The 20,382-nt window shown below is 39.5% G+C and carries 16 protein-coding genes; 6 read left to right on the top strand and 10 right to left on the bottom strand.

Features of this window, described 5'->3' with window-relative positions:
• Positions 1 to 3: 3 nt before the first annotated feature.
• From LY11_RS19670 to LY11_RS19660, 3 genes are read right to left on the bottom strand one after another with little or no spacing between them, the layout of a single operon-like run.
• Entirely contained in the window at positions 4 to 954 is a 951-nt protein-coding gene (locus LY11_RS19670; RefSeq protein WP_111635342.1) for a PKD domain-containing protein, read from the bottom strand.
• A gap of 43 nt (positions 955 to 997) precedes the next feature.
• A complete protein-coding gene (locus tag LY11_RS19665) occupies positions 998 to 1,495 on the bottom strand; it encodes a type VI secretion system transmembrane protein TssO (protein WP_170132730.1) in 498 nt (165 codons plus the stop codon).
• A 2-nt stretch (positions 1,496 to 1,497) separates the two neighbouring features.
• A complete protein-coding gene (locus LY11_RS19660) occupies positions 1,498 to 2,019 on the bottom strand; it encodes a type VI secretion system TssO (RefSeq protein ID WP_111635341.1) in 522 nt (173 codons plus the stop codon).
• A gap of 149 nt (positions 2,020 to 2,168) precedes the next feature.
• Between LY11_RS19660 and LY11_RS19655 the strand changes: the two genes are divergently transcribed.
• Positions 2,169 to 2,603, top strand: a complete 435-nt coding sequence (locus LY11_RS19655; RefSeq protein WP_111635340.1) for a GPW/gp25 family protein — start codon at positions 2,169 to 2,171, stop codon at positions 2,601 to 2,603.
• A gap of 163 nt (positions 2,604 to 2,766) precedes the next feature.
• Positions 2,767 to 4,620 carry a type VI secretion system baseplate subunit TssF gene (locus LY11_RS19650; protein WP_111635339.1) on the top strand — a complete coding sequence of 618 codons (1,854 nt, stop codon included), beginning with the start codon at positions 2,767 to 2,769 and terminating at the stop codon, positions 4,618 to 4,620.
• A gap of 13 nt (positions 4,621 to 4,633) precedes the next feature.
• Here the strand turns inward: LY11_RS19650 and LY11_RS19645 are convergent, their stop codons facing one another.
• Entirely contained in the window at positions 4,634 to 5,572 is a 939-nt protein-coding gene (locus LY11_RS19645; protein ID WP_111635338.1) for a type VI secretion system baseplate subunit TssG, read from the bottom strand.
• A 117-nt stretch (positions 5,573 to 5,689) separates the two neighbouring features.
• Between LY11_RS19645 and LY11_RS19640 the strand changes: the two genes are divergently transcribed.
• Together LY11_RS19640 and LY11_RS19635 are read left to right on the top strand one after the other, a co-directional pair.
• The gene (locus LY11_RS19640) at positions 5,690 to 6,583 is read left to right on the top strand and encodes a TssN family type VI secretion system protein (RefSeq protein ID WP_111635337.1); all 894 of its coding nucleotides are present in this window, start codon (positions 5,690 to 5,692) and stop codon (positions 6,581 to 6,583) included.
• Between the two features lie 10 nt (positions 6,584 to 6,593).
• Positions 6,594 to 7,751 (top strand): hypothetical protein, encoded by a 1,158-nt coding sequence (locus tag LY11_RS19635; protein ID WP_111635336.1) that lies wholly within the window; start codon positions 6,594 to 6,596, stop codon positions 7,749 to 7,751.
• 123 nt (positions 7,752 to 7,874) lie between these two features.
• Here the strand turns inward: LY11_RS19635 and LY11_RS19630 are convergent, their stop codons facing one another.
• Positions 7,875 to 10,250: an ABC transporter permease gene (locus tag LY11_RS19630; RefSeq protein ID WP_111635335.1), complete on the bottom strand. Its 2,376-nt coding sequence runs from the start codon at positions 10,248 to 10,250 to the stop codon at positions 7,875 to 7,877.
• A 296-nt stretch (positions 10,251 to 10,546) separates the two neighbouring features.
• Here LY11_RS19630 and LY11_RS19625 point away from each other — a divergent pair, with 296 nt between their 5' ends.
• Positions 10,547 to 11,362: a sterol desaturase family protein gene (locus LY11_RS19625; protein WP_111635334.1), complete on the top strand. Its 816-nt coding sequence runs from the start codon at positions 10,547 to 10,549 to the stop codon at positions 11,360 to 11,362.
• A gap of 35 nt (positions 11,363 to 11,397) precedes the next feature.
• Here LY11_RS19625 and LY11_RS19620 read toward each other — a convergent pair whose 3' ends face one another.
• On the bottom strand, positions 11,398 to 12,966 hold the full coding sequence (locus tag LY11_RS19620) for a serine hydrolase (RefSeq protein ID WP_111635333.1): 1,569 nt from the start codon (positions 12,964 to 12,966) through the stop codon (positions 11,398 to 11,400).
• 225 nt (positions 12,967 to 13,191) lie between these two features.
• Between LY11_RS19620 and LY11_RS19615 the strand changes: the two genes are divergently transcribed.
• On the top strand, positions 13,192 to 14,199 hold the full coding sequence (locus tag LY11_RS19615) for a YncE family protein (RefSeq protein ID WP_111635332.1): 1,008 nt from the start codon (positions 13,192 to 13,194) through the stop codon (positions 14,197 to 14,199).
• Between the two features lie 112 nt (positions 14,200 to 14,311).
• Here the strand turns inward: LY11_RS19615 and LY11_RS19610 are convergent, their stop codons facing one another.
• The 4 genes from LY11_RS19610 to LY11_RS19595 all read right to left on the bottom strand — a co-directional run bounded on the left by LY11_RS19610 (position 14,312) and on the right by LY11_RS19595 (position 20,357).
• Complete coding sequence (locus tag LY11_RS19610; RefSeq protein ID WP_111635331.1) at positions 14,312 to 17,332, bottom strand: efflux RND transporter permease subunit; 3,021 nt, start codon at positions 17,330 to 17,332, stop codon at positions 14,312 to 14,314.
• Positions 17,332 to 18,255: an efflux RND transporter periplasmic adaptor subunit gene (locus tag LY11_RS19605; RefSeq protein ID WP_170132729.1), complete on the bottom strand. Its 924-nt coding sequence runs from the start codon at positions 18,253 to 18,255 to the stop codon at positions 17,332 to 17,334. Before LY11_RS19605 ends, LY11_RS19610 begins: the two co-directional genes overlap by 1 nt.
• An 82-nt stretch (positions 18,256 to 18,337) precedes the next feature.
• A complete protein-coding gene (locus LY11_RS19600) occupies positions 18,338 to 19,588 on the bottom strand; it encodes a TolC family protein (protein ID WP_111635329.1) in 1,251 nt (416 codons plus the stop codon).
• Complete coding sequence (locus LY11_RS19595) at positions 19,575 to 20,357, bottom strand: phosphatase PAP2 family protein (RefSeq protein ID WP_245952839.1); 783 nt, start codon at positions 20,355 to 20,357, stop codon at positions 19,575 to 19,577. The genes LY11_RS19600 and LY11_RS19595 overlap by 14 nt, the downstream gene beginning before the upstream one ends.
• Positions 20,358 to 20,382 lie beyond the last annotated feature (25 nt).

Raw genomic sequence — 20,382 nt, 5'->3', positions numbered from 1 at the left:
TGATTATTTTTTTACTGTATTGGCTGAATGTTGTTTGATATTTACCAGGGTGGCACAAGTTGAATTAGGACTGATTGTTAATTGAGCTTCATCAACAACAATTTCACCCCCGAAAGTCAGTCCCATACAATAAGAATAAAAATCACTCGATTTTTTAACCCCATCCTGGTCAACGGCTACAGTAACCTTTTCGTTGTTACACATATACCTGCGAATCAGGTAATAATAATTTGAATTGAAATCTGCCCCATTCGCAATTGCCTGCAAACGTGCCCTGATGTCGTCAATCACCTTTTGTTCCCCTTCACCAGGTACTACCATATCCGTATCCAGTTCCGCATTTGGATCTGTAATAAAAATAGTGTGATAAATAGGTCTGTGGCTTCTGTCGGTGGTTAATTTCACCATGAATTTACCAGGCGTATGAAAAGTATATAAAGCAGTTCTGCCCTTTACATCTACCCGGTTGGTTTCTCCGAAAGACCATTCAAACTGGCTGGCTTTTCCTTCGGCCTCCACTCTCACCTCTTCATTGACGACCCCGGATGTTGGCCCGCTGATCGTGACCATGGTATCTAAAGCAGCGATTACCGTATCTCTTACCGTAACCGGGAACTGTTCTTTTAACTCCCCGTCAACTGTTAACCTGATAATATAAGAACCTGCCTTATTGTAACGGTAACTACCGTTTTGTGTCGTTAGTTTTGCTCCGTTACCAAATTCCCAGAGCCATTTTTTTGCGCTCCTGGTATTGTCGGTAAATACAAGGTCTTCATTCAGGTACATTTCATCTTTTAGAATTCTCGCGTCAACATTGCGTTTATCAAAAAAAGAGCTCTTCAACAAGAAGATAAGTGCAGCAATAATCAGGATTGCAATAAAAATATACAGGAAGATGTATCCCTGTGAATTACTGCTTACTGATTTTCCATTCGTAGTATTAGTGTCGGCCATAGGTTTATATTTTGTTTTTTATTAATTCGGGTTGGTTGGTTGGTTATCTCTGGTTCGGCTGGCTGCCCATGGTTTGTCTGAGCTGACGGGTGGATAACTTACAATCATCTAAGGATTTATTCAATTTCTCTATATCCTTGTTATTTCCTTTAAGCTCTCTTCTATTGTAGAACAAATCACTGTAAAGCTGGGAAGCCTGTAAAAATGTTTTGTAACGTACATCATAAGCTTTCCGTTCATAATTCGATTTAATAGAAGCCATTGAGTTTTTGATGTCATTCTCCAGAAACACAGCCTGTACCCCGGGATCAAAAGTCATAATGTCTTTATACGTGGTATCAATTGTAGCACGCTGTTCCTTAACTGTCGCTTCAAAATCAGCATTCTGTTCCAGTTTATCGGCAAGGTCCTGTTTGGAAACTACCCGGCCATTTCCGTAATCATAGAACAGACCGAAGCTTAACAATCCTGTCGTAAATAGAAATATTCCAATAAAAAAAAGGAACTGATCTCTTCGTTCTTTTATACTTAATTTAATCATAATTACCTGGTAAATCTTCCCCCTCTTATTTTTTTAGCCGCATTGTTGTTTGTTTTAAAACAACCATCCAATTGTGTTTTTACATTTTCAATTTGAAATCTCGTGGTAAACAGTGAATCCTGGATTCCTGCCATTTGAGAAACATCATCCGTCATTTTTTTATATAAGAGAAAACTACTCACCGTTGTCTTTTCTTTTTTAATAATGTCTTTGATTTTGAAATTTGTATTTTGAATATCTTCAAGCATGATGGCCTGATTATTCATTTCCTCAGAATTGATGGAGGTGTATTTGGAAAGTTGCTTGAACCTTAACAGGATCATATCAAATTTAGTATTGATATCTTTCCGTTTAGACAACAGCTGTTCGGTTTGCTTCACTTCTTTTTCCAAAAGCTCATACTCAAATCTGGAAGCCGCAAAAAACAGGTAAACACAGATTACGGAGAAAATGGTAAGGGAAATGAAATTAAAAATAAAGAGCCGGTACGACTTGTTCAGTTCCTGAGCATTTATAGGTTTCATCGGGAATATGTTAGATTTGAGAGGTGTAAGATTTTAATTATAATAACATGTTTATTAAAAGTGCGTTAGTATTATCTTCCAATATATAAAATTTGGACGTAATATTGATTAACCATTTACCAATTATTGTTCCATTTAAGTAGTAACCTATGTCAGATTTCTTATACAACAAACCATTTCGATTAAAAAACATTCTCGAGAACAAAGACCTCACAGAAGCCGATTTAGGCAAATCTATCTCACAAAATATCGAGTTAATTATTTTTACCAGATACGGCGAACACAGGCATAACAGGAACTTCGGGTGCGAAATATGGGATTTAGACTTTGAATTAATAGTCAGTGAGACAACCTGGGAAGAAAAGTTCAGACAATCTTTACTCAGATCTATTACCGAATACGAACGCCGCCTGTATCAGGTTGAGGTTGAAATCAATATGACAGAAGTAGAGAAGAAATTTTCTCTCAGAAATGTTACAGAGATCAAGAAAAAAGTAGACATTTCTATCTGGGGCAAAATGAATATTACCGGAGAAAAATATTATTTTAACACTGGCTTATTCTTAAGTCCACTTTCGAGTTAACTATAGTGTTCTATTTTAAGGAAACACTGAACTAATTTATATACAGCACACTACATCACAAAGCTGTTACAATACGATAAACTAAGGATAACATTACTGTTTTAAATTAAATTACTTAAGCTTACACGATCTTTATCTTTAATTAAGCACAACCAAACCCTACATGAAGAACATATTTTACTCCTCTAAAGACGAAATAAGAAACAGGATTTTAAAAAATGCTTTAGACTACTGGGGTATAAAAAATACAAACGACTTTGATCCCCTGGTTAAATTACTGATTGAAGCCTTAAGCACTGAACTTTTTAATGTTTCTAATGACGTAAAGAACTTAGAAAACCGCATACTGGATCGTATATCCCGTATTCTGGCTTCAGATACTTTAACCTCCGCCCTTCCCGCACATGCTATCTTACATGCACGTGCTATTGAACCCGTAGAAACTATAGATACCAAAACTCAGTTCTTCTTTAGAAAAAGGCTGAAAGATAAAAATGAAAACAGCGGAGAAAACACTTCAGACATCTTTTTCAGTCCCTTAAAGGCAGTCAAAGTATTCCATTCAGAAATAGCTTACCTGGCCAATGGCAGTAATATATTTAAAATTGACGCACAGCACAACAAGACTTTATTGACCCATAGTAATCCCGGAGAAGGCCTGGACAAAAACACTCTTTATATCGGAATCGAAAATCCACCGGCCATAGCTCTTTTACCCGGACTGAGTTTCTATTTTGATTGGCGTAATTATGCCGTCAATGATAGCGTATATGATCTTATAGCGCTATCCAAATGGTTTTTAGACGACCTGCCAGTCAACCTTTCCTTAAATAAATTCTACCTGGAAACAGCACAAAACAGCCAGTCTCCATTTGATAACCAGGATGTTTTAAACCTGATCACACAAGACGTTAACGCTTTCTATGCGAACAGGTTCCTGACTGTTGATGAGGAAAATATATTCCCGCATCAACCCTATCTTCAAAATTATCCTAAAGAATTTGACACCGTATTTCAGACAGGCAGTATGAGCAGCTTCAAAAAACCTATGCTGTGGCTGAAAGTCGTCTTTCCTGCGGCAATTAATGAAGCTATGCTCGATGAATTACATGTTTCCATCAATGCCTTCCCAGTGGTCAACAAAAGGATACATGACTTTAAGCACCGGTTAAAAATGATGACCAATATTATGCCCATCAAACTTCAGGATCATGACCAGTTTCTCTGTGTAGATTCACTGACTGATAAGGCAGGAAATTATTATACTGAAATTCCGCATAGCCATGACGACGACGCGAATGCAGGTTCATTTTCAATACGTTACGGAGGATCAGAGCGCTTTGACAACAGAAATGCCAAGGAAATTGTAGACTACCTTTTTGAATTGCTCAGAGACGAGAAAGCCGCATTTTCTGCCTATGGATCTGACTTCCTGAACAGTTCGCTGAAAGAACTGGAACAAAATATCTCCATTATTGAACAAAAGACAAAAGCGCAGCTGATTACCATTAAAGAACTGCTGAATTACATCATTGTCAAACCCTTAAACAATGCTGACATTCTCTTTCTTGAATTCTGGTCAACGAATGCAGAAATGGGAAATCAAATTAAATCCGGAAGTCACCTGCAATCCTTTGAAAGCAGCAAAACAATACCAGAAAGCCTGTTTTTATTGAGCAATACCAAAGGAGGAAGATCAAGATTAAATGCGACAAACAGAGTTCAGGCTTATAAATACGGCCTTACAACAGGCAACAGGCTGGTTACCCAATCAGACATTATTAACTTTTGCTTTTTTGAACTAGGGAATAAGATCAAGGCTGTCAATATCCGCAAAGGCCTGATGCCCGCACAAAATCCAAAAGAAGGCTTTCTTAAAACTACGGATATTATTATCACTCCCGCTCAGCAAAACGAGCTCAACGAAGAAGAATGGAAATCTATGCTCAGTTTAACCAAATCCAAGCTGGAAATCCGCAGCACGATGAATATTCACTACAGGCTTTTACTGAGTTAAAGAAATCCCTGGATTAAAGATAAACTGTGTACCCTAAATAAGAATTATTGGTATCCGCGCCCAGTGAGCCTACCTGGTTTTGCTGGCCGGCTATTAAATTTGTAGTTACTTCTGTCTCAACAGGGACCAGGTAAGATACCGCCAGATCTATTAAATGTGCATGCGCCGTGCCCGGCATAAAGTTGACTAGTTTATTAATATCTGCTGGTCCGACATTGATAAACACCTGTTCCTCATCACTTAAGAAACTGCTGCCGATAATAGAATTTATTCCTAAAGCACCAGAGCCCAGCCTGAATTGCAACCCTTCATCAATCGGTAAAGGCTTCACATTTGTACTCTTTAAAACTGCTTCTACAGGAACTTTAAAAAGGACAGTTAACAATTGCCCAAGAAATTTCAGGTCATTTCTTTTCTGATGGATCACCGGAAGAAAGTGCATCCAGATTATACTCTGCTCTTTATCAAGCAATTCAAACTCCTTCCAGCCCGCTGCAAAGATATTCGTCAGGTCGTTATAAGTTGTTCTTTTATCCAGCCTGTTCTCATAAAGCTGCAGGACCGTTTTAAGGTAATTGACCTCAGCTTCAAAAGGCATAAAGAACTTTCTCGCATCCTTTTCCTCGTTTCTTCTCAGGCGTACATCCTCCACCATTTCCTCTTCAGACATGCCCGCACTTCCCGTAGGAGGCGTATGGAACAAACCTTCAGGCAGCATATCATAAAAACCTTCCTGGTTAACCTCTATCGTTAAACAATCCTTGCGTTTACTCTCCGAATAATAAAATGAATGGTTGCCAATATCCTTTGCATAAGCCCTTTGTTTAGCGCCTACAGGTAGCACTGCAATCTGATCAGTGTGAAAATCACCATTCTCTATTAACTCTGCAACTTTTGTGATAGCTTCAAAATCAGTATTGAGATCATTCCTTAAATGCAGTCTCTGTTTCATATATTTATTTACGGTATAATTAAACTAATATACACTAATAACTATACCATTCTTATTTTGATAGATTTAAGGTATTATATTTGTTAACAGTTAAACAAAAACATCAAGTACAATTTAATGGACGTTCAATCATTCTTTATCCGATATTTATTATTCCCTTTAATATTTGTTGTATCCGCTGCGCTGCTCTCAATTGTAAATAAGAAAAATCAATTTCTTAATAACAAAAGACTGATCATTGGCATCCTTGTATTAAGTTTAGTACTGGCCCTTCCCGGACTTCTTGGCTTTTTGAGCTTTGATTTTATGCCCTGGGGATATATTATCTGCCAGATCTATTACCTGATGACCGGTACTTTTTTTGTTTACCTGTTCACGAAGAAATATCCAAAAGAACTGCTGGACAGAAAGCTTTTTATTGTATTCGGCATATTAGTCGGTTCACTGCTTAGCTTTTACCTGTTTCAACTGGCCTTCAACTGGCTGAGTGATATTCACTTTGGTTTGTGGGCAGCAACCAGTCTGCTTACTTTTATCGTCCCTCTGCTCTTCTGGTGGGCTTATGTGGCACTGATCAGCATTCCTACAGAGATCTATAAAATCTGGCAATATCCTGCAAGCCCGATCAATATTGATATGGATCATTTAGATTTTGACCGTATGCTGGTACTGGAGCTTGAATTGTATAAAAACACCAGTGATCCGGAACCTTTACGCGTTAAAGCTAAAGCGCCCGAGAATATGATATTCGGTAACTGGTTTTATAAATTCATTGAAGATTATAACCTGAAATTCCCTAAAAGCCCTGTTAAATATATCGGCGAAGACGGAGAATCTTATAAATGGATCTTTTTTATCAAAACATCTTTTTTCAAGAAGAATATTTTCATAGATCCTGACCATGATATTATCAATAACAAGATTACAGAAAAGGTTACTATTTACGCAAAAAGAGTATCTGAAAACGCTAATAAACCCGAAATAATCGGAGACGAATCTATTTTCATCTAAAAAAACACTTATGATTTCACCATTAAAATACAAACCCGTTAACTGGGTGGATGGGATGAAACTATCCAGCAGTCATTTTGTGGCTACTGATCAGTTTAACCAGGACTTTGTGAGGGATGCCAACTCCATATCGCTCAACAACTTCAACTATGGTCTGCTTCCCCCCTTTGCCGGCGAGCGTGTATCACATGATATAGAAATCTCAGAAAAGGCGACAAACCATATTGAAATCAAAGTAAGACATTGTAATGCCATTACTGCAGAAGGCTGCAGAATTGATATTCCGAATACTTCAAACTATGATAATCAGCTTTCCTACAGCCAGTTTTTCAGCAATGAGAACACTGATTATTCTAAAGTTTCGATTTATAATATCCTGCTGCTGGTTAATCCTTTTGACAGAGTCCCTGCAGGTACTCCGGACCCGCAGGACAACCCGCCAAGATACCCCGACATCAGCAAAAAGTATAGTATATCAATTCTTCCGGCATCAGAAATGACCCCGAATGCAACTGATAACTATCATTTAACTATCGGGCAGTTTGTACTGGAGAATGGCAGGATTTCTATCAACACCAATTATATCCCGCCAAGCAGCTCTATTGTGAGCCATCCGGGCCTGATCAGATACTATGAATCTTTCAGTACACTGATCAATGATCTGCAGCTGGCAGCCTTTAAAATCATTGATAAAACTGCTGCGAGAGATTCCATTACCCCGCTTGGAAAAAACATTCGCCTGTTGTCTGAAAAAATGCTGGACTATATTGCCCAGATCTTTTTCAACTACAGGAACCTCGGTTACCAGCAATCACCTGTTTATATCGTAGGCTACTGTTCAAACCTGGCGCATGTATTTTTTACGGGTATCAAACTGATCGAACCTAAAGAAAGAGAAGAAATGCTGAAATATTTCTATGAATGGCGTGATGTCACTCCTGGGAATTTTGAAGAACTGCTGGCCCGTAATATCGAAATGATTTATGATCATCAGAATATTCAGGCTTCCATGTCCACAATTGAAGAATTCCTGAAAGTGATGGTTGCACTCTGGAATAAACTAAGCATGCTTGAATATATCGGGCAGCGTAAAGAAAATATTGTGGTTGCAGAGCAGCAAATGGTACAGCAGGTTCAAACCAAAAGGACCTGGACATTACTGGATTAAAAAACCATTGATAAACAAAAAGGCTATCATCTGTATTTGGACTGCCCCCAGAAAGTGTCTAACTTTTTGGGGGCAGTCCAATTTGAAGATGATAGCCTTTTTTATTTAAAAGATAAATATCATTTATTCATCCCTTAAACAGTCAATTGGATTTTTCAACCCCGCTCTTATCGCCTGCACACTCACTGTAAGCCAGGAAATAAACAGCGCCAGAAATCCAGCCCCTGCAAAATACCACAGCTTCAGATCAATCCGGTAGGCAAAAGTGTCCAGCCAGTGTTTAGTAATAATATAACTTAAAGGCAGGGCAATCAGAATAGAAATCAGCACAGGTTTGACAAAGTCTCTGGACAGGCTGTAAATAATTGCCCATTCACTTGCGCCCAATACCTTTCTGACCCCTATTTCTTTAAGTTTTCGCTGCGCCGTAAAAGAAGCCAGCCCAAAAAGTCCTAGGCAGGAAATAAGAATAGCCAATCCTGCGAAGTATCTTGATAACAAGGAAATCCTGGTTTCAGCCACATATTGCTCCTGAAAATCCTGATCTAAAAACCTGTAAACCATTGCAGCCCCCGGATTGAAATTTTGATAACGCTGTTGCAGCGCAGCTATAACCTGCTTTTCCTGTCCTGTTTTTATTTGCACCATAATCCTGCTCGACTGTTTAGAATTGTATAGAAAAAACATAGGTTTTACAACCTCGTGCATAGATTCAAAATGAACATCTTTAACGACCCCTATAATCTGTAATTCTTTGTGCCATAAAGTAAATATCTTACCGATCGGATCTTTTAATCCCATTACTTTTATCCCCGCTTCATTGATGATAACCTTTGTACTGTCCGCACCATATTTGCTGGAAAAAGAGCGTCCTCCGGCCATTTCCATGCCCATTGTTTCGATCAGACCACTGTTGATTCCTGCAAACTGAAACTTAATAATCCGCTTCGGATCTCTTCCTTCCCAGTTGAAATCACCAATCGTACTTTTTAAATCTCCAATAAAGCGCTTATCAAGACTTGAAGCATTGACAACTCCTGGTATATTCCTGATCTCCGCAATAAAAGTACCCGGATTATCTTTTAATCTCCCTTCACTCTCCACATACAGTACATTATCTTTTTTATACCCGACCTGGGTATGCTGCACGAATTCAATCTGCTGATAAACGACCAGTACACAAACAATCAGGATGACTGAAAGTGTAAATTGAAAAACTACCAGGCCCTGACGCGTCCATAACTCGCCCATACTATGACTTAATTTTCCTTTTAGGGCAACTGCGGGATTAAATCCAGATAAATACAAAGCCGGATAACTGCCCGAAATCAGTCCGGTAAAAATGGTGATCCCGGCTAAAGTCCAAATCAGCTTCCAGTCAAAATGCAGGAACAAATGTTTACCTGTCACTTCGTTAAACTGCGGAAGCAAAAGCTCGACAAAAAGTAAGGAGAAGAATAAGGATATACAGGTTAACAAAACAGATTCCCCCAGGTACTGCAAGATTAAAGACTGGCGGCTGGCTCCCATTACTTTTTTGATTCCCACTTCTTTCATCCTGACCGCGGCCCTGGCAGTAGCTAAATTCATAAAATTCACACAGGCAATGATCAAAATGAAGATAGCAATCAGTGAGAACAGTTTCACATATTCAATCCTGCCACCCACTTGTTTACCATTTTCGTATTGATTATACAGGTAACCATTGGCATAAGGCCGCATAAAAAGTTCCCTGCGACTTTCGCCCTTAGTCTTCATAAAGCCTTTAAGCTTTGCATTCAACGTTTCGGGATCTGCACCTTTTTTCAGCACAATAAAGGTATTTGGCCCATGATTTCCCCAGCTAAGTAAAGGAGAAGGCGGGTCCATGATCATTTGCAAAGACACTACAAAATCAAATTGTATCGAAGAACTGGCCGGCACAGTCTTAAACACACCCGAAATCAAGGCGCGGTTTTCATTGGCCATATCTGCATTTTCCCAAACTATTTCCTTACCCATCACCTCTGTAGTATGAAATAATTTCATAGCCAGTTGCTCGGAGATAACGATAGAATTTTTAGTAGTCAGCACCTGGCTGATATTTCCTGAAACCAGGGGATAAGAGAATATTTTAAAAAAGTCTTTTCCTGCAAAAAGACCACCGCCTCTAACGCCCATTTCATTTTTAGCTGAGAGTTTAGTCTCTGCAATCCAATAAGCAGGCGAAACCGCTACAGCATCTTCTACTTCGGGCATTTCTTTGGCTAAAGCATCTGCCAGGATTCCTACAGTCTGGTCGGTAGTATTGATCCCGCTTTCTGTGCGCTCATTTTCTATCAATTGATATAGCTGACTGCCTTTGCTGTGGAATTTATCCATTTGAACCTCGTCACTTACCCATAAATAAATCAGTAAAGCACAGGTTAACCCCGCGCTCAGTCCGATCAGGTTGATGAAGAATGAACTTTTATACTTTTTGAAATTTCTGTAGATCAGTAATAAGTGATGTTGAAACATAATTGTGCTGGATTTCCATAATGATTAGCCATCCTGATGCCATGCTAAAAAACAAGCCTGAAGAGCAAAAAAAGGGCAGTATTAAAAATAAACTGTACGAAAACGAACAGTCACTGTACGCTAATGTTCAACTATCACAAATTAATGATAAATCAGGATAATCACAAGATCCGAGTTAATCGATTTTAATCGCCTTTTAATGCGGCGATATAGAAACATATTATAACTTTAGTTTTGCTACAGTATTAATTCTTATTCTTGTTTATATTAAATTTAAAATTCATAACCACCACAACATGAACACGATATCCTCCATGCTGAATGATCATGGAACCCTTATACAAATCATTTTATATCTTGTAGTTATCGTTTCTATCTGGCTTGCAGAATTCAGAGTTGCCTTACACTCCCTCAAAGAAAAATGGCAGCACACCTCGGTTAACCTGATGTTTATAGTGACCGCACTTCCAATTCAGCTGGTCATGACTCTATTGGTACTCTTTGTTTCCGGGTGGGTCACGCTGCATCACTGGGGAATTTTATATCTGCTGCCGCATAGTCAAAGTGCCTGGGTAAAATATGTTGCCGGCTTTTTCTTAATGGACTTTTTTGAATACGTGTATCATGTCATTATGCACAAAGTTGGCCCGCTCTGGAATTTCCACCTCGTTCACCATACCGACATAGAAATGGATGTCTCTACTACAGTCAGGGAGCATCCCGGGGAAACTTTTGTCAGGGTATGTTTTCAAATAATCTGGGTATTTCTTGCCGGAGCTTCTATTGGGCTGCTTTTGTTAAGACAGACCGTACAAACCTTTGCCAATTTAATTGCACATACCTATTTGCAGTTACCTGCTAAAACAGAAAAGATATGTGGTTTATTATTTATAACCCCTAATCTTCATCATGTACACCATCATTTTGAATTACCTTATACAGATTGCAATTATGGCGATGTATTCAGTATCTGGGATAGATTATTTGGCACTTACAAGGAAATGAAGGCAAGCGAAATTAAGTTTGGCCTGGACGTTTACCATGGACACTCCCCTTCCAACTTTCTTCAATTGATTAAGTTTCCATTTTTCAGAAAGAATAAACCGAAATAAGCATAAGGGGGTTTCCATAACCCCCGTTAATTTTGTTATTGAGGAGCTTTGATCTGCTTAATGTCTTCCTGTCTGACAAATAAAAATGGTTTTAATTTACTTTCAAGCTGAGCTTCAAAACCATCAATATTACCAGATAAACTCATATGAAACTGCAAATTAAAGCCGGCATATCCGGTAGTGGTATTCACCCCATCTTTAGGGTCTTTATCAAACAATTCAAAAATATCGTAATTGGCATGCCTTAACCAATAAGTACGGATTTTACTCTTTGCAAACAGGGAATCGTTTTCCACATAGATCTTCATGGTCCCATAAGCAGGATGACTATAACTTCCGGCAAACTCCGCCAAAGGATGTGTGGAAGGATTATGCTGAGTTGTTATTGTTTTTTTCTTTTCCTTAGCACTGGCCAGCTCTGCTTTATCCTGCTCATTTTTAATTTTACTGATCCAGTCCTGATATTTAAGATGAAGGAGTCTGTCAACAATTATATCTTTCACTACAACCGGCACCTTTGAGCCATGCTGGTTACTCAATACAACAACACCTATACTATCTGCCGGAAAAAAGGAAGAAATGGCCGAAAACCCGTCAATGTTACCACCATGTTCCACACGGTAATGTCCATTATAAGAATCCAGAAACCAGCCGAAACCATAGTTTCCAAAATAAGTGTTTAAAGATCCCTTCTCTGGTAAAGCCCCCTCAACAATAGCTTGTGAACTGATGGCCTGGTTACGGAAGTCTTCAGGAATAATTTCTTTGCCTTCGTATTTTCCATTATTGATCCAGGCGATCATCCATTTCGCCATATCATTCACATTACTATTAATAGCACCTGCAGGAGCCATACCATCAATATTGTAATAGTCCAGCTTGTCTATGGTGTGATCAGGTTTTACGCCATATCCTTTAGAAATCTCACCGCTTTTTAAAAGCTCAGGTATACTGACATTTGAATGGGTCATACCCAGAGGTGCAAAAAACTTCTCTTTGATATTATCTCCCCAGCTTTTACCAGTTAATTTCTCAATTAAAGCCCCCTGTGCCATATACATAAAGTTATTGTACTGCCATTTCTCTCTTATATCCGCATTGGGTTCCATATATTGAATACGTTTTAAAAGACTGTCAGTAGAAGAAGTATTAAATAAATACCAGGACATATCAAACCTGGAAAGCCCTGTCCGGTGACTCATCATATCACGAAGCGTAATGTGATTGGTCATGACCTCGTTATAGAACTTTAATCCGGGCAGATAATTATTTACAGGCTGATCAATATTAACTTTCCCCTCCTTTTGCAACTTGCCAATCAATGTGGTCGTAAATGCCTTTGAACAAGAACCTATTGCAAATAATGTATTTGGGGTAACAGGCTGCTTGTTTTCCACATCACGGTAACCAAAACCTTTGGCATAAATCACTTTATTTTTCTGTACAACAGCAACCGCAAAACCTGCAGCATGCCATGTTTTAAGCACCCGCTGGAAAGTAGTGTCTAATCCATCAAACCTGGGGTTTGTTTTAGGCACAGATTGCTGAGCTACAGCACTTAATGAGGCTATACTAAGTAATACAGTAATAATTCTTAATTTCATTTTGGGGAGTAATTAAATATTGACTCAATAAAGTTAAAACATAATCCGACATTATATTTATAATTAAACAAATAAAATACTCAAAAGTAAACAGTAATTAAGTTAAAAACAATCTGCTGTTTCAGCTATTTTATCAATATAAGATGTTATGGTATTAAATTTAAAGATTTTTAATGCTCCAGAATTACTACAGACTCTATGTGTTTGTTTGTAGAAAAAAACACTATGAAAAAGAAGGCCGCCTTAGCCCTGTTACTACTCCATTTTTGTACTGGAACAGCTTTATTTGCACAAGCAAAAACTGGTATTCATTTACTGAGCAGCCACCGGGTAAGTGGTGATGAAGGCTGGGATTATCTGCTGGCAGATCACGCGCAAAATAAATTGTATATCTCTCATGGTACGCAAGTGAATATCATCAATGAAACTACCGGAGATTCTATAGGTGTTATTCCCAATACACCGGGTATACATGGAATAGCTGTTGTTTCTGCATTAAAGAAAGGATATACCAGTAATGGAAAAGCAGGTGAATGCACAGTTTTCAATCTTACTACCAATGCTGTGTTGGGTAAAATCAAAGTTGGAGATAACCCTGATGCAATTTTCTATGATGAATTTTCAAAAAAGATATTCGTCTTCAATGGCCATAGTTTAAGTGCAAGTGTTATTGATCCCATAAAAGATCTTGTAATTGCGACCATTCCTTTAGGAGGAAAACCTGAAACAGGCGTATCAGATGGTAAAGGAAAAATCTATGTCAACATAGAAGATAAAAATGAAGTAGTCTGCGTGGATACCCGCAATCTAAAGGTAATCAAGCGTTTCAAATTAGCAAGTGGTGAAGAGCCTTCAGGCTTAGCGATCGACAGGTTAACCTCCCGGCTATTCGTGGGCTGTTCCAATAAAGTATTGATCGTTCTGGATGCAGTTACAGGTAAACAAATCAGTACATTGCCTATAGGAGAAGGGAGCGATGGCGTTGTCTTTGACCTGCAGTTGAAATTAGTATATAGTGCGAATGGAGAAGGTACACTCACCGTAATTAAAGAGGTGAATGCTAATAAATTTCAGGTGCTTGAAAACATTAAAACAAAAAAAGGTGCCCGCACAATTGCATTGGATGAAGTTAACCATCATCTATTTATGCCTACTGCTGATTTAAAGCCCGGTGAAGGTAAAAAAGCAGTACGCATTCCGGGAACATTTACAGTTTTGACATACGGAAAATAACACACCAATAATTATAAACACACCAATAACAGGGCGGTTAGATATTTATATCTGCCGCTTTTTTATGCGCGATAAAAAAGAATGTCATAAACGTAGCAAGGCTTTTTTGAGCCTATTTTTCCTGATAAAGTCTCCTCACCATACTTGGTAAAACAATAAGCAGCAGCGGCAATGCAATCACAAATCCGCCAATTACTGCTATCGCCAGCGGCTGGTGCATTTGTGCTCCTGCCCCGATCCCCAAAGCCAGTGGCAGTAATGCAATAATTGCACCCAGCGCAGTCATTAACTTAGGTCTTAACCGTGTTGAAATCGCATAAACAATAGCTTCCTCCGCGGTCTTATCCTTCAAAGATTCCTTAAACTGCAGGAAAGTAAAAATCGCATTCTCCCCGATGATACCAACGATCATAATCAGGCCCGTATAACTCCCTACATTTAAAGGCGTATGCGTCAGATATAGCGCAAGATAACTCCCTGAAATCCCCAGTAAAGAAATGATCAGAATGAGAAACGCAATCTTAAAATCCTTAAAAAGAAAAAGGATGACACTAAAGACCAGTAAACTTGAAGCTACCAGAATAGTAAGCAACTCTTTAAAAGACTGCTGCTGTTCCGCATAAGCCCCGCCATATTCAATATGATAACCAGCAGGCAAATTGATCTTTGCACCAATTTCTTTTTGAATATCAGCCATTACACTCCCCAGATCCCTGGACTCCAGCCTCGCAGTAACCACTCCAATAGACTGTAAATTTTCTCTTTTAATTTCTGCATCGCCAGCCTTAATAGTTACACTCGCAAGCTGCTGAATAGGTACCATTCCCCCACCCGGTAAAAACAGTTGTAATTTATTGACATCAGCCACACCAAATTGTTTGCTCCCCGGATAAATCATCCTGATTGGCGTAAGCTGCTGCTGATCATATACATTACCAATAATATTCCCCTGTAACGCATTTTGAACCTGGAACTGAAAATCTCCCGGGGTAATCCCATATTGCGCCAGCATAGCAAAATTGGGCTGAATATTTACAGAAGGCCCCGCAATAACAATCCCGTTAAAGACATCGGCAGTTCCGGTTACCTTGCCCATCAGTACTGCAACTTGCCTGGACAAAGCCTTTAATTTATCCTGATCATTACCAAATATTTTCACTTCAACAGGCTGCGTAGAACTCATTAAATCACCCAGCATATCCCCTATAACCTGTCCAAAATCAACAACTAAAGCAGGCTGAGAGGTCTGTATCTTCGATCTGATCTCACTAATAACCTCATCTGTACTCCTTTTTCTATCCGCCTTTAGCTGGATCAGATAATCACCCGTATTAGGCTCGGTGATAAAAAAACCCATTTGTGTGCCTGTTCTGCGCGAATAAGTCTGTACTTCAGGTATTTTAACGATTAACTTTTCTACCTCTTTTAACATCCGGTCTGTTTCTGCCAGTGAAGTCCCCGGCGGGGAAGTATAATCCACCACTACACTACCCTCGTCCATTTCCGGAAGAAATCCGGTTTCCAGCCGCGGCAAGATTAAAAAGATAAGGACCGCTAAGATTACCATAGAAATATAACTGATCCATGGCTTTTTGATAAAATAATAAACCCAGTTCTGCTGATTAACCTGATGCACAACTGCTTGTACCGAATTGGAAGAAGAATCCTTCGTTAATAATAAATAGACAACCGGTAAACCAATCCAGGTCACAAAAAATGAACATACCAAAGTAATGATCATTGTATTGGTCATCACCTGAAAATAAGAGCCTGCCACTCCGGTCATCAGCATAAAAGGAACAAAAATTACGATTGTACTGACAGAAGAACCCAACATCGCCGGAAACAAGTAATCTATTGCTTTTTTAAGCAAATTAACGGTAGGCTCTTCCGGATGTTCCTCATGCGTCCGGTGAATCTGTTCAACTACAACTATGGCATCATCGATAATCAATCCGATAGCCGCAGCAATAGCACCCAGCGTCATAATGTTCAAAGAATATCCAATTCCATAAAGCACCATTACCGTTAAACACAGCGTAATTGGAATGGTAATCAGTATTGTTGCACTTGCTTTCACAGAACGCAAAAAGATAATCGCCACTACAATCGCCAGTACCAGTCCGATCAATAAACTATCGCTTACACTTTGAACAGATGCTTCTACAAAATCAGACTGCTGGTAATAAGGCTTGATCGTTACCCCCCGCGGAAGTATTTTTCTAAGCTCCACAATCTTTTCCTGCATTTGCGTGGACAGGTCAACAAGATTTGCGTTTGGTTGTTTAATGACGGCCACAAGAATCGCATCTTTACCGTTGGCATTAATCCTGGTATAAGCTACCCCCTCTTGTATCTTGACCTCACCAATATCTTTCACCCTGACTATCCTGTTATTTTTTTTACTGATAATCAGATTTTCCAGATCCGTCTTTGTTTTGATAGTCGCATCTGTAATTGATAAATACAGATAATTATAATCTGATAAGTAACCGTTGGATTTGATAAAATTTGTCTGCGTTAAAACCGTGTTCAGTAAGTCCGGACTTATAGACAAGGCACTCATTTTCTGCCTGTCCAGCTGAATCCAATATTCTTTATCCTTACCACCGATTACCCTGATTTCCGATACGCCGTCTACCTGGGATAAAAATGGTTTGATCGTATAAGCAGCTAATTTTTTTAAAGCTATCGGCGATTCCGTATGACTCTCTAAAGTATACCCGCTCACCGGGAGAATCGAAGGGTTCATTTTCTCCACCGAAATATTCACGCCTACAGGCAAGCTATTCCTGATCTTGCTGATTTGAGATTCAATCCTTTGCTGACTTAAATCAATATCAGCGTTCCAGTTCATATAGGCAGAAATCTCACAGCTTCCTCTGCTGGTCGTGCTTCTCACGATATGAAGATCCGGCACCTGTTTCACTGCATTTTCCAGCGGCCGTGTCACCGTAATCATCATCTGATCTACAGGTTGCAATTCCGCATCGGCAATAATCTTTATTTTGGGAAAGGTAATCTCTGGAAACAAAGAAGTTTTTAAACGTTGATAAGAGAACAGTCCTCCCGCCAATATCAGGATCAAAACAACCAGCAGCGGATTTTTATGGGAAATAAAAAAGTTCTTCATTAATGTGTGATTTTAACTTTCGCCGTATCTGCCAATCCGTAATTCCCTACCGTTATTAAACGATCTTTTGTCCCAAAAACAGGTGATAAAATCTGAATAGACTTTCCATCCTCCATTCCTTTTTTCACTACCGTTTTTACCGCTGTAGAATCATTGATCAGCTTCATTACCCAGAACTCATCTTCAGTTTCATTAGTCAGCACAGCCGATTTAGGCAATACCTGTACATGAGCCGCCGCCGATTTAACGACTTTCACTTTTGCAATCAGGTTCTCGGGAATTGGGTGGGCAGCATTCACTTTAATAATCATACGTTGTGTCTGTGCTAAAGAATCAACCGCCGGCAAAGAAGAGGTAATCGTTCCTTTTAACTTCTCCCCATCAGGAAGTGTCAATTCCAATGTCTTATTCTGAAGGATGACACTACGCATTTCATAAGGTAAATCCAGTAAAAAGACCAGGCTGGACTGGTTGATGATCGTCGCCAGCGCTTCACCATCCTGAACATAATCCCCCTTCTGATGATTCACCAGGATAACATAACCACTTTTTTCCGAACGAATCGTAGAAATCCCTGAGAACTTAAAACCCGGATCGAGCTGATTAATCGAATTGCCTATGGCACGCGCCTCTTTGGTGATCAGTTTAAATAAAACCTGGTTACTGCTCACCGCAGCACCTGCCTGTAAGGTTGAACTTTGCAAGTAGCCGTTGGTATTCGCTTTGACAAAGCTTTTTTCCAAATAAGCGGAAGTCGCATTTAAAACTACATCTTCACTCAACGTCGCATTACTTGCTGTGGTTACCTGCACCGGGGTTTCTGGAACGGGTGTTTCTTCTGTTACTTTAGGAGCCTGCTGGCATGAAACGAGTATTCCACTAAATAGAAAGAGAAATAAGGCGTTAATTGTTAGCTGTTTCATTTTTATGTTTTTGAGCTTTTCCATTTTCAGGAGCCGCCTGGTTATCTATTGGGGATACTTATTCAGCTATTCTGGTCCATTCTTACCTGTTCCAGTAATTCAGCTGATTGAACAGCTTTAACCGCGTTATATTGGTTTGTCTTTTCAGATTTTGTGCAGCCAGGTAATTGTTGATGGCTATTACAAAATCGGCTATTCTTATATCCCCGGTTTGTAATAAACGACTGTCTACCTGGATCAGGCTTTTCGTAAATTTTATCTGTTCAGAAACTTGTGCATATAATCCGTTCTGATCCGCAATCTGTTGCCTGAGCAGATTGAGCTGCTGAGTATGCTGATTCAGGAAGAATTCTTTATATACATTGATAGTCTGTTGTGCAATAGAGAGCTTATCATATTGCATTTTCCGCTGATGCCCGTCAAAAATCGGAACCGCAACCGTGAAACCTGCACTTGTTCCAAAATTACGGTAGGGCTGGAAAGCAAAAGAAGAATTGTACCCACCATTCGCATATATACTGGCCTTAGGCTTATAATTAAAATCAACTGCTTTTTTCTGGTTGGCGAGTTTTAAACTGTCTATTCCGAACTTCCGATAAAAAAAACCAGTTTCAGAGCTCAATAATACAGGTTCAATAACAGGTTCTGCAAGTTCATGTGTAGTGGTATCTGCAATACCGGTCAGATAATTCAACGTAGAATAATCATTTTTTAATTGCAGTTCTGCCTGCTTCCACTGCAATTGCTGCTGTTGGAAAGTAACCAGAAAAGTAAGATAATCCACTTGTTTATAAACGTTTGCGCGCGTCAGTTTCTTCAACACAACTTCCTCCTCATGGAGCAGTTGATAAACTTCCTGATTAAATGCGGCCTGCTGCTGGCTGGCAAAAGCAGTGATATACTGATCAGTGACAGCTTTTTGTAAATCAAGAACAGAAAGGCCCGTAGCAAACCTGATCGAATCGGCCTGTAAATGGATACCTTCCAGCTGGTTATTAATATTCTTTTTACTGGCCAGGTTATAGTTTACATTCAGCACCGCTTCCAAAGCTTTCCCATTGGTCAGCACTTCATCAAAACCATAACCATTAACCACCGGGGCGTATAGGCCATTAGCCAATGCAGTGACCTGGGGCAGATAACCAGCCTTAACCCGCATACTATCAATTTTGCTGCTTTGCAGCTGATTGCGGTAATCTTTTAATAGCGGACTGCGCTTAACGGCCTCCTGATAAAAATAGCCAAGGTTTCTGACCAGTTGCTGCGCCCTGACCGGGCACAGTCCAAATCCGGTCATCAACAAGACAAGTATATAGGTTCTAAAATGTGCCATTGAATGAAAGTCCTGCTGCTTTTTGCTGATACATCGGTACTAAAGAATATTTCATAGCCTGTTTTCCAATTACCAACTTCTTAAGATACGGATAAATTAAATAAGCCAGCTTAGTGGAAGCGATACCAAACCCTGCCCCGGCAACGACATCGCTTACCCAGTGTTTATTGTTATACATTCTTAATACCCCTGTTGCTGTGGCTACGGTATAACCCGCATAACCAATCCAGGGGGAAACGTCTCTGTATTCCTGGTTCAGAAATTCGGCTGCTGCAAAAGCATTTGCAGTATGTCCTGAAGGGAAAGAGTAATTATCTGCCCCGTCCGGACGCGCACGGCCAACTATATGTTTCACACTAAAAGTAGAACCAGCCATGATTGCTTCGGCCAGTACATAAATTGCTGTACCGTCAACAACTCCATGTTTACTCTTCACGCCTGCAAGGTTCAGTGCGTAAAAGGCAGCTCCCGGAGCAAACTGAAGAAAATTATCCGCATGCAAAGCAAAGGTCGGATGGTCTTCCTGCAGCTCTGCTCTGGTGCTGTAATCCAGTCTTCTGATGGCGTTATTCCCTAAAGATACCAGGCCATAACTGATCAGTACCGCCGGGACTATAAAGGATTTAATTTGAGGAGGATTCAATCCGCGCGTTTTCATCACCGATTGTTTTGGCGCGTGTTGAATTGAATCTTTATTGAGGGTATCCACCTGCTGGGCAAACACCATTCCGGGTAAACATACCACGAGGATAAAACTGAAAAACTTCATGCAATAATCTTTAAGCTTATAGATA

It is taken from the genome of Pedobacter cryoconitis (genome assembly GCF_003259615.1).
In the GTDB taxonomy this organism is placed as follows: Bacteria; Bacteroidota; Bacteroidia; order Sphingobacteriales; family Sphingobacteriaceae; genus Pedobacter; species Pedobacter cryoconitis.
The sequence above is the reverse complement of the archived record's forward strand: the minus strand, read 5'-3'. Positions and strand labels throughout refer to the sequence as shown.

Bases quoted from the DNA above. Each gene is read 5' to 3' on its own strand.
- LY11_RS19645 (WP_111635338.1), bottom strand. From the start codon at position 5,572: ATGAAACAGAGACTGCATTTAAGGAATGATCTCAATACTGATTTTGAA.
- LY11_RS19615 (WP_111635332.1), top strand. From the start codon at position 13,192: ATGAAAAAGAAGGCCGCCTTAGCCCTGTTACTACTCCATTTTTGTACT.
- LY11_RS19650 (WP_111635339.1), top strand. From the start codon at position 2,767: ATGAAGAACATATTTTACTCCTCTAAAGACGAAATAAGAAACAGGATT.
- LY11_RS19610 (WP_111635331.1), bottom strand. From the start codon at position 17,332: ATGAAGAACTTTTTTATTTCCCATAAAAATCCGCTGCTGGTTGTTTTG.
- LY11_RS19625 (WP_111635334.1), top strand. From the start codon at position 10,547: ATGAACACGATATCCTCCATGCTGAATGATCATGGAACCCTTATACAA.
- LY11_RS19670 (WP_111635342.1), bottom strand. From the start codon at position 954: ATGGCCGACACTAATACTACGAATGGAAAATCAGTAAGCAGTAATTCA.
- LY11_RS19660 (WP_111635341.1), bottom strand. From the start codon at position 2,019: ATGAAACCTATAAATGCTCAGGAACTGAACAAGTCGTACCGGCTCTTT.
- LY11_RS19630 (WP_111635335.1), bottom strand. From the start codon at position 10,250: ATGTTTCAACATCACTTATTACTGATCTACAGAAATTTCAAAAAGTAT.
- LY11_RS19635 (WP_111635336.1), top strand. From the start codon at position 6,594: ATGATTTCACCATTAAAATACAAACCCGTTAACTGGGTGGATGGGATG.
- LY11_RS19665 (WP_170132730.1), bottom strand. From the start codon at position 1,495: ATGATTAAATTAAGTATAAAAGAACGAAGAGATCAGTTCCTTTTTTTT.
- LY11_RS19640 (WP_111635337.1), top strand. From the start codon at position 5,690: ATGGACGTTCAATCATTCTTTATCCGATATTTATTATTCCCTTTAATA.
- LY11_RS19620 (WP_111635333.1), bottom strand. From the start codon at position 12,966: ATGAAATTAAGAATTATTACTGTATTACTTAGTATAGCCTCATTAAGT.
- LY11_RS19600 (WP_111635329.1), bottom strand. From the start codon at position 19,588: ATGGCACATTTTAGAACCTATATACTTGTCTTGTTGATGACCGGATTT.
- LY11_RS19655 (WP_111635340.1), top strand. From the start codon at position 2,169: ATGTCAGATTTCTTATACAACAAACCATTTCGATTAAAAAACATTCTC.
- LY11_RS19605 (WP_170132729.1), bottom strand. From the start codon at position 18,255: ATGAAACAGCTAACAATTAACGCCTTATTTCTCTTTCTATTTAGTGGA.
- LY11_RS19595 (WP_245952839.1), bottom strand. From the start codon at position 20,357: ATGAAGTTTTTCAGTTTTATCCTCGTGGTATGTTTACCCGGAATGGTG.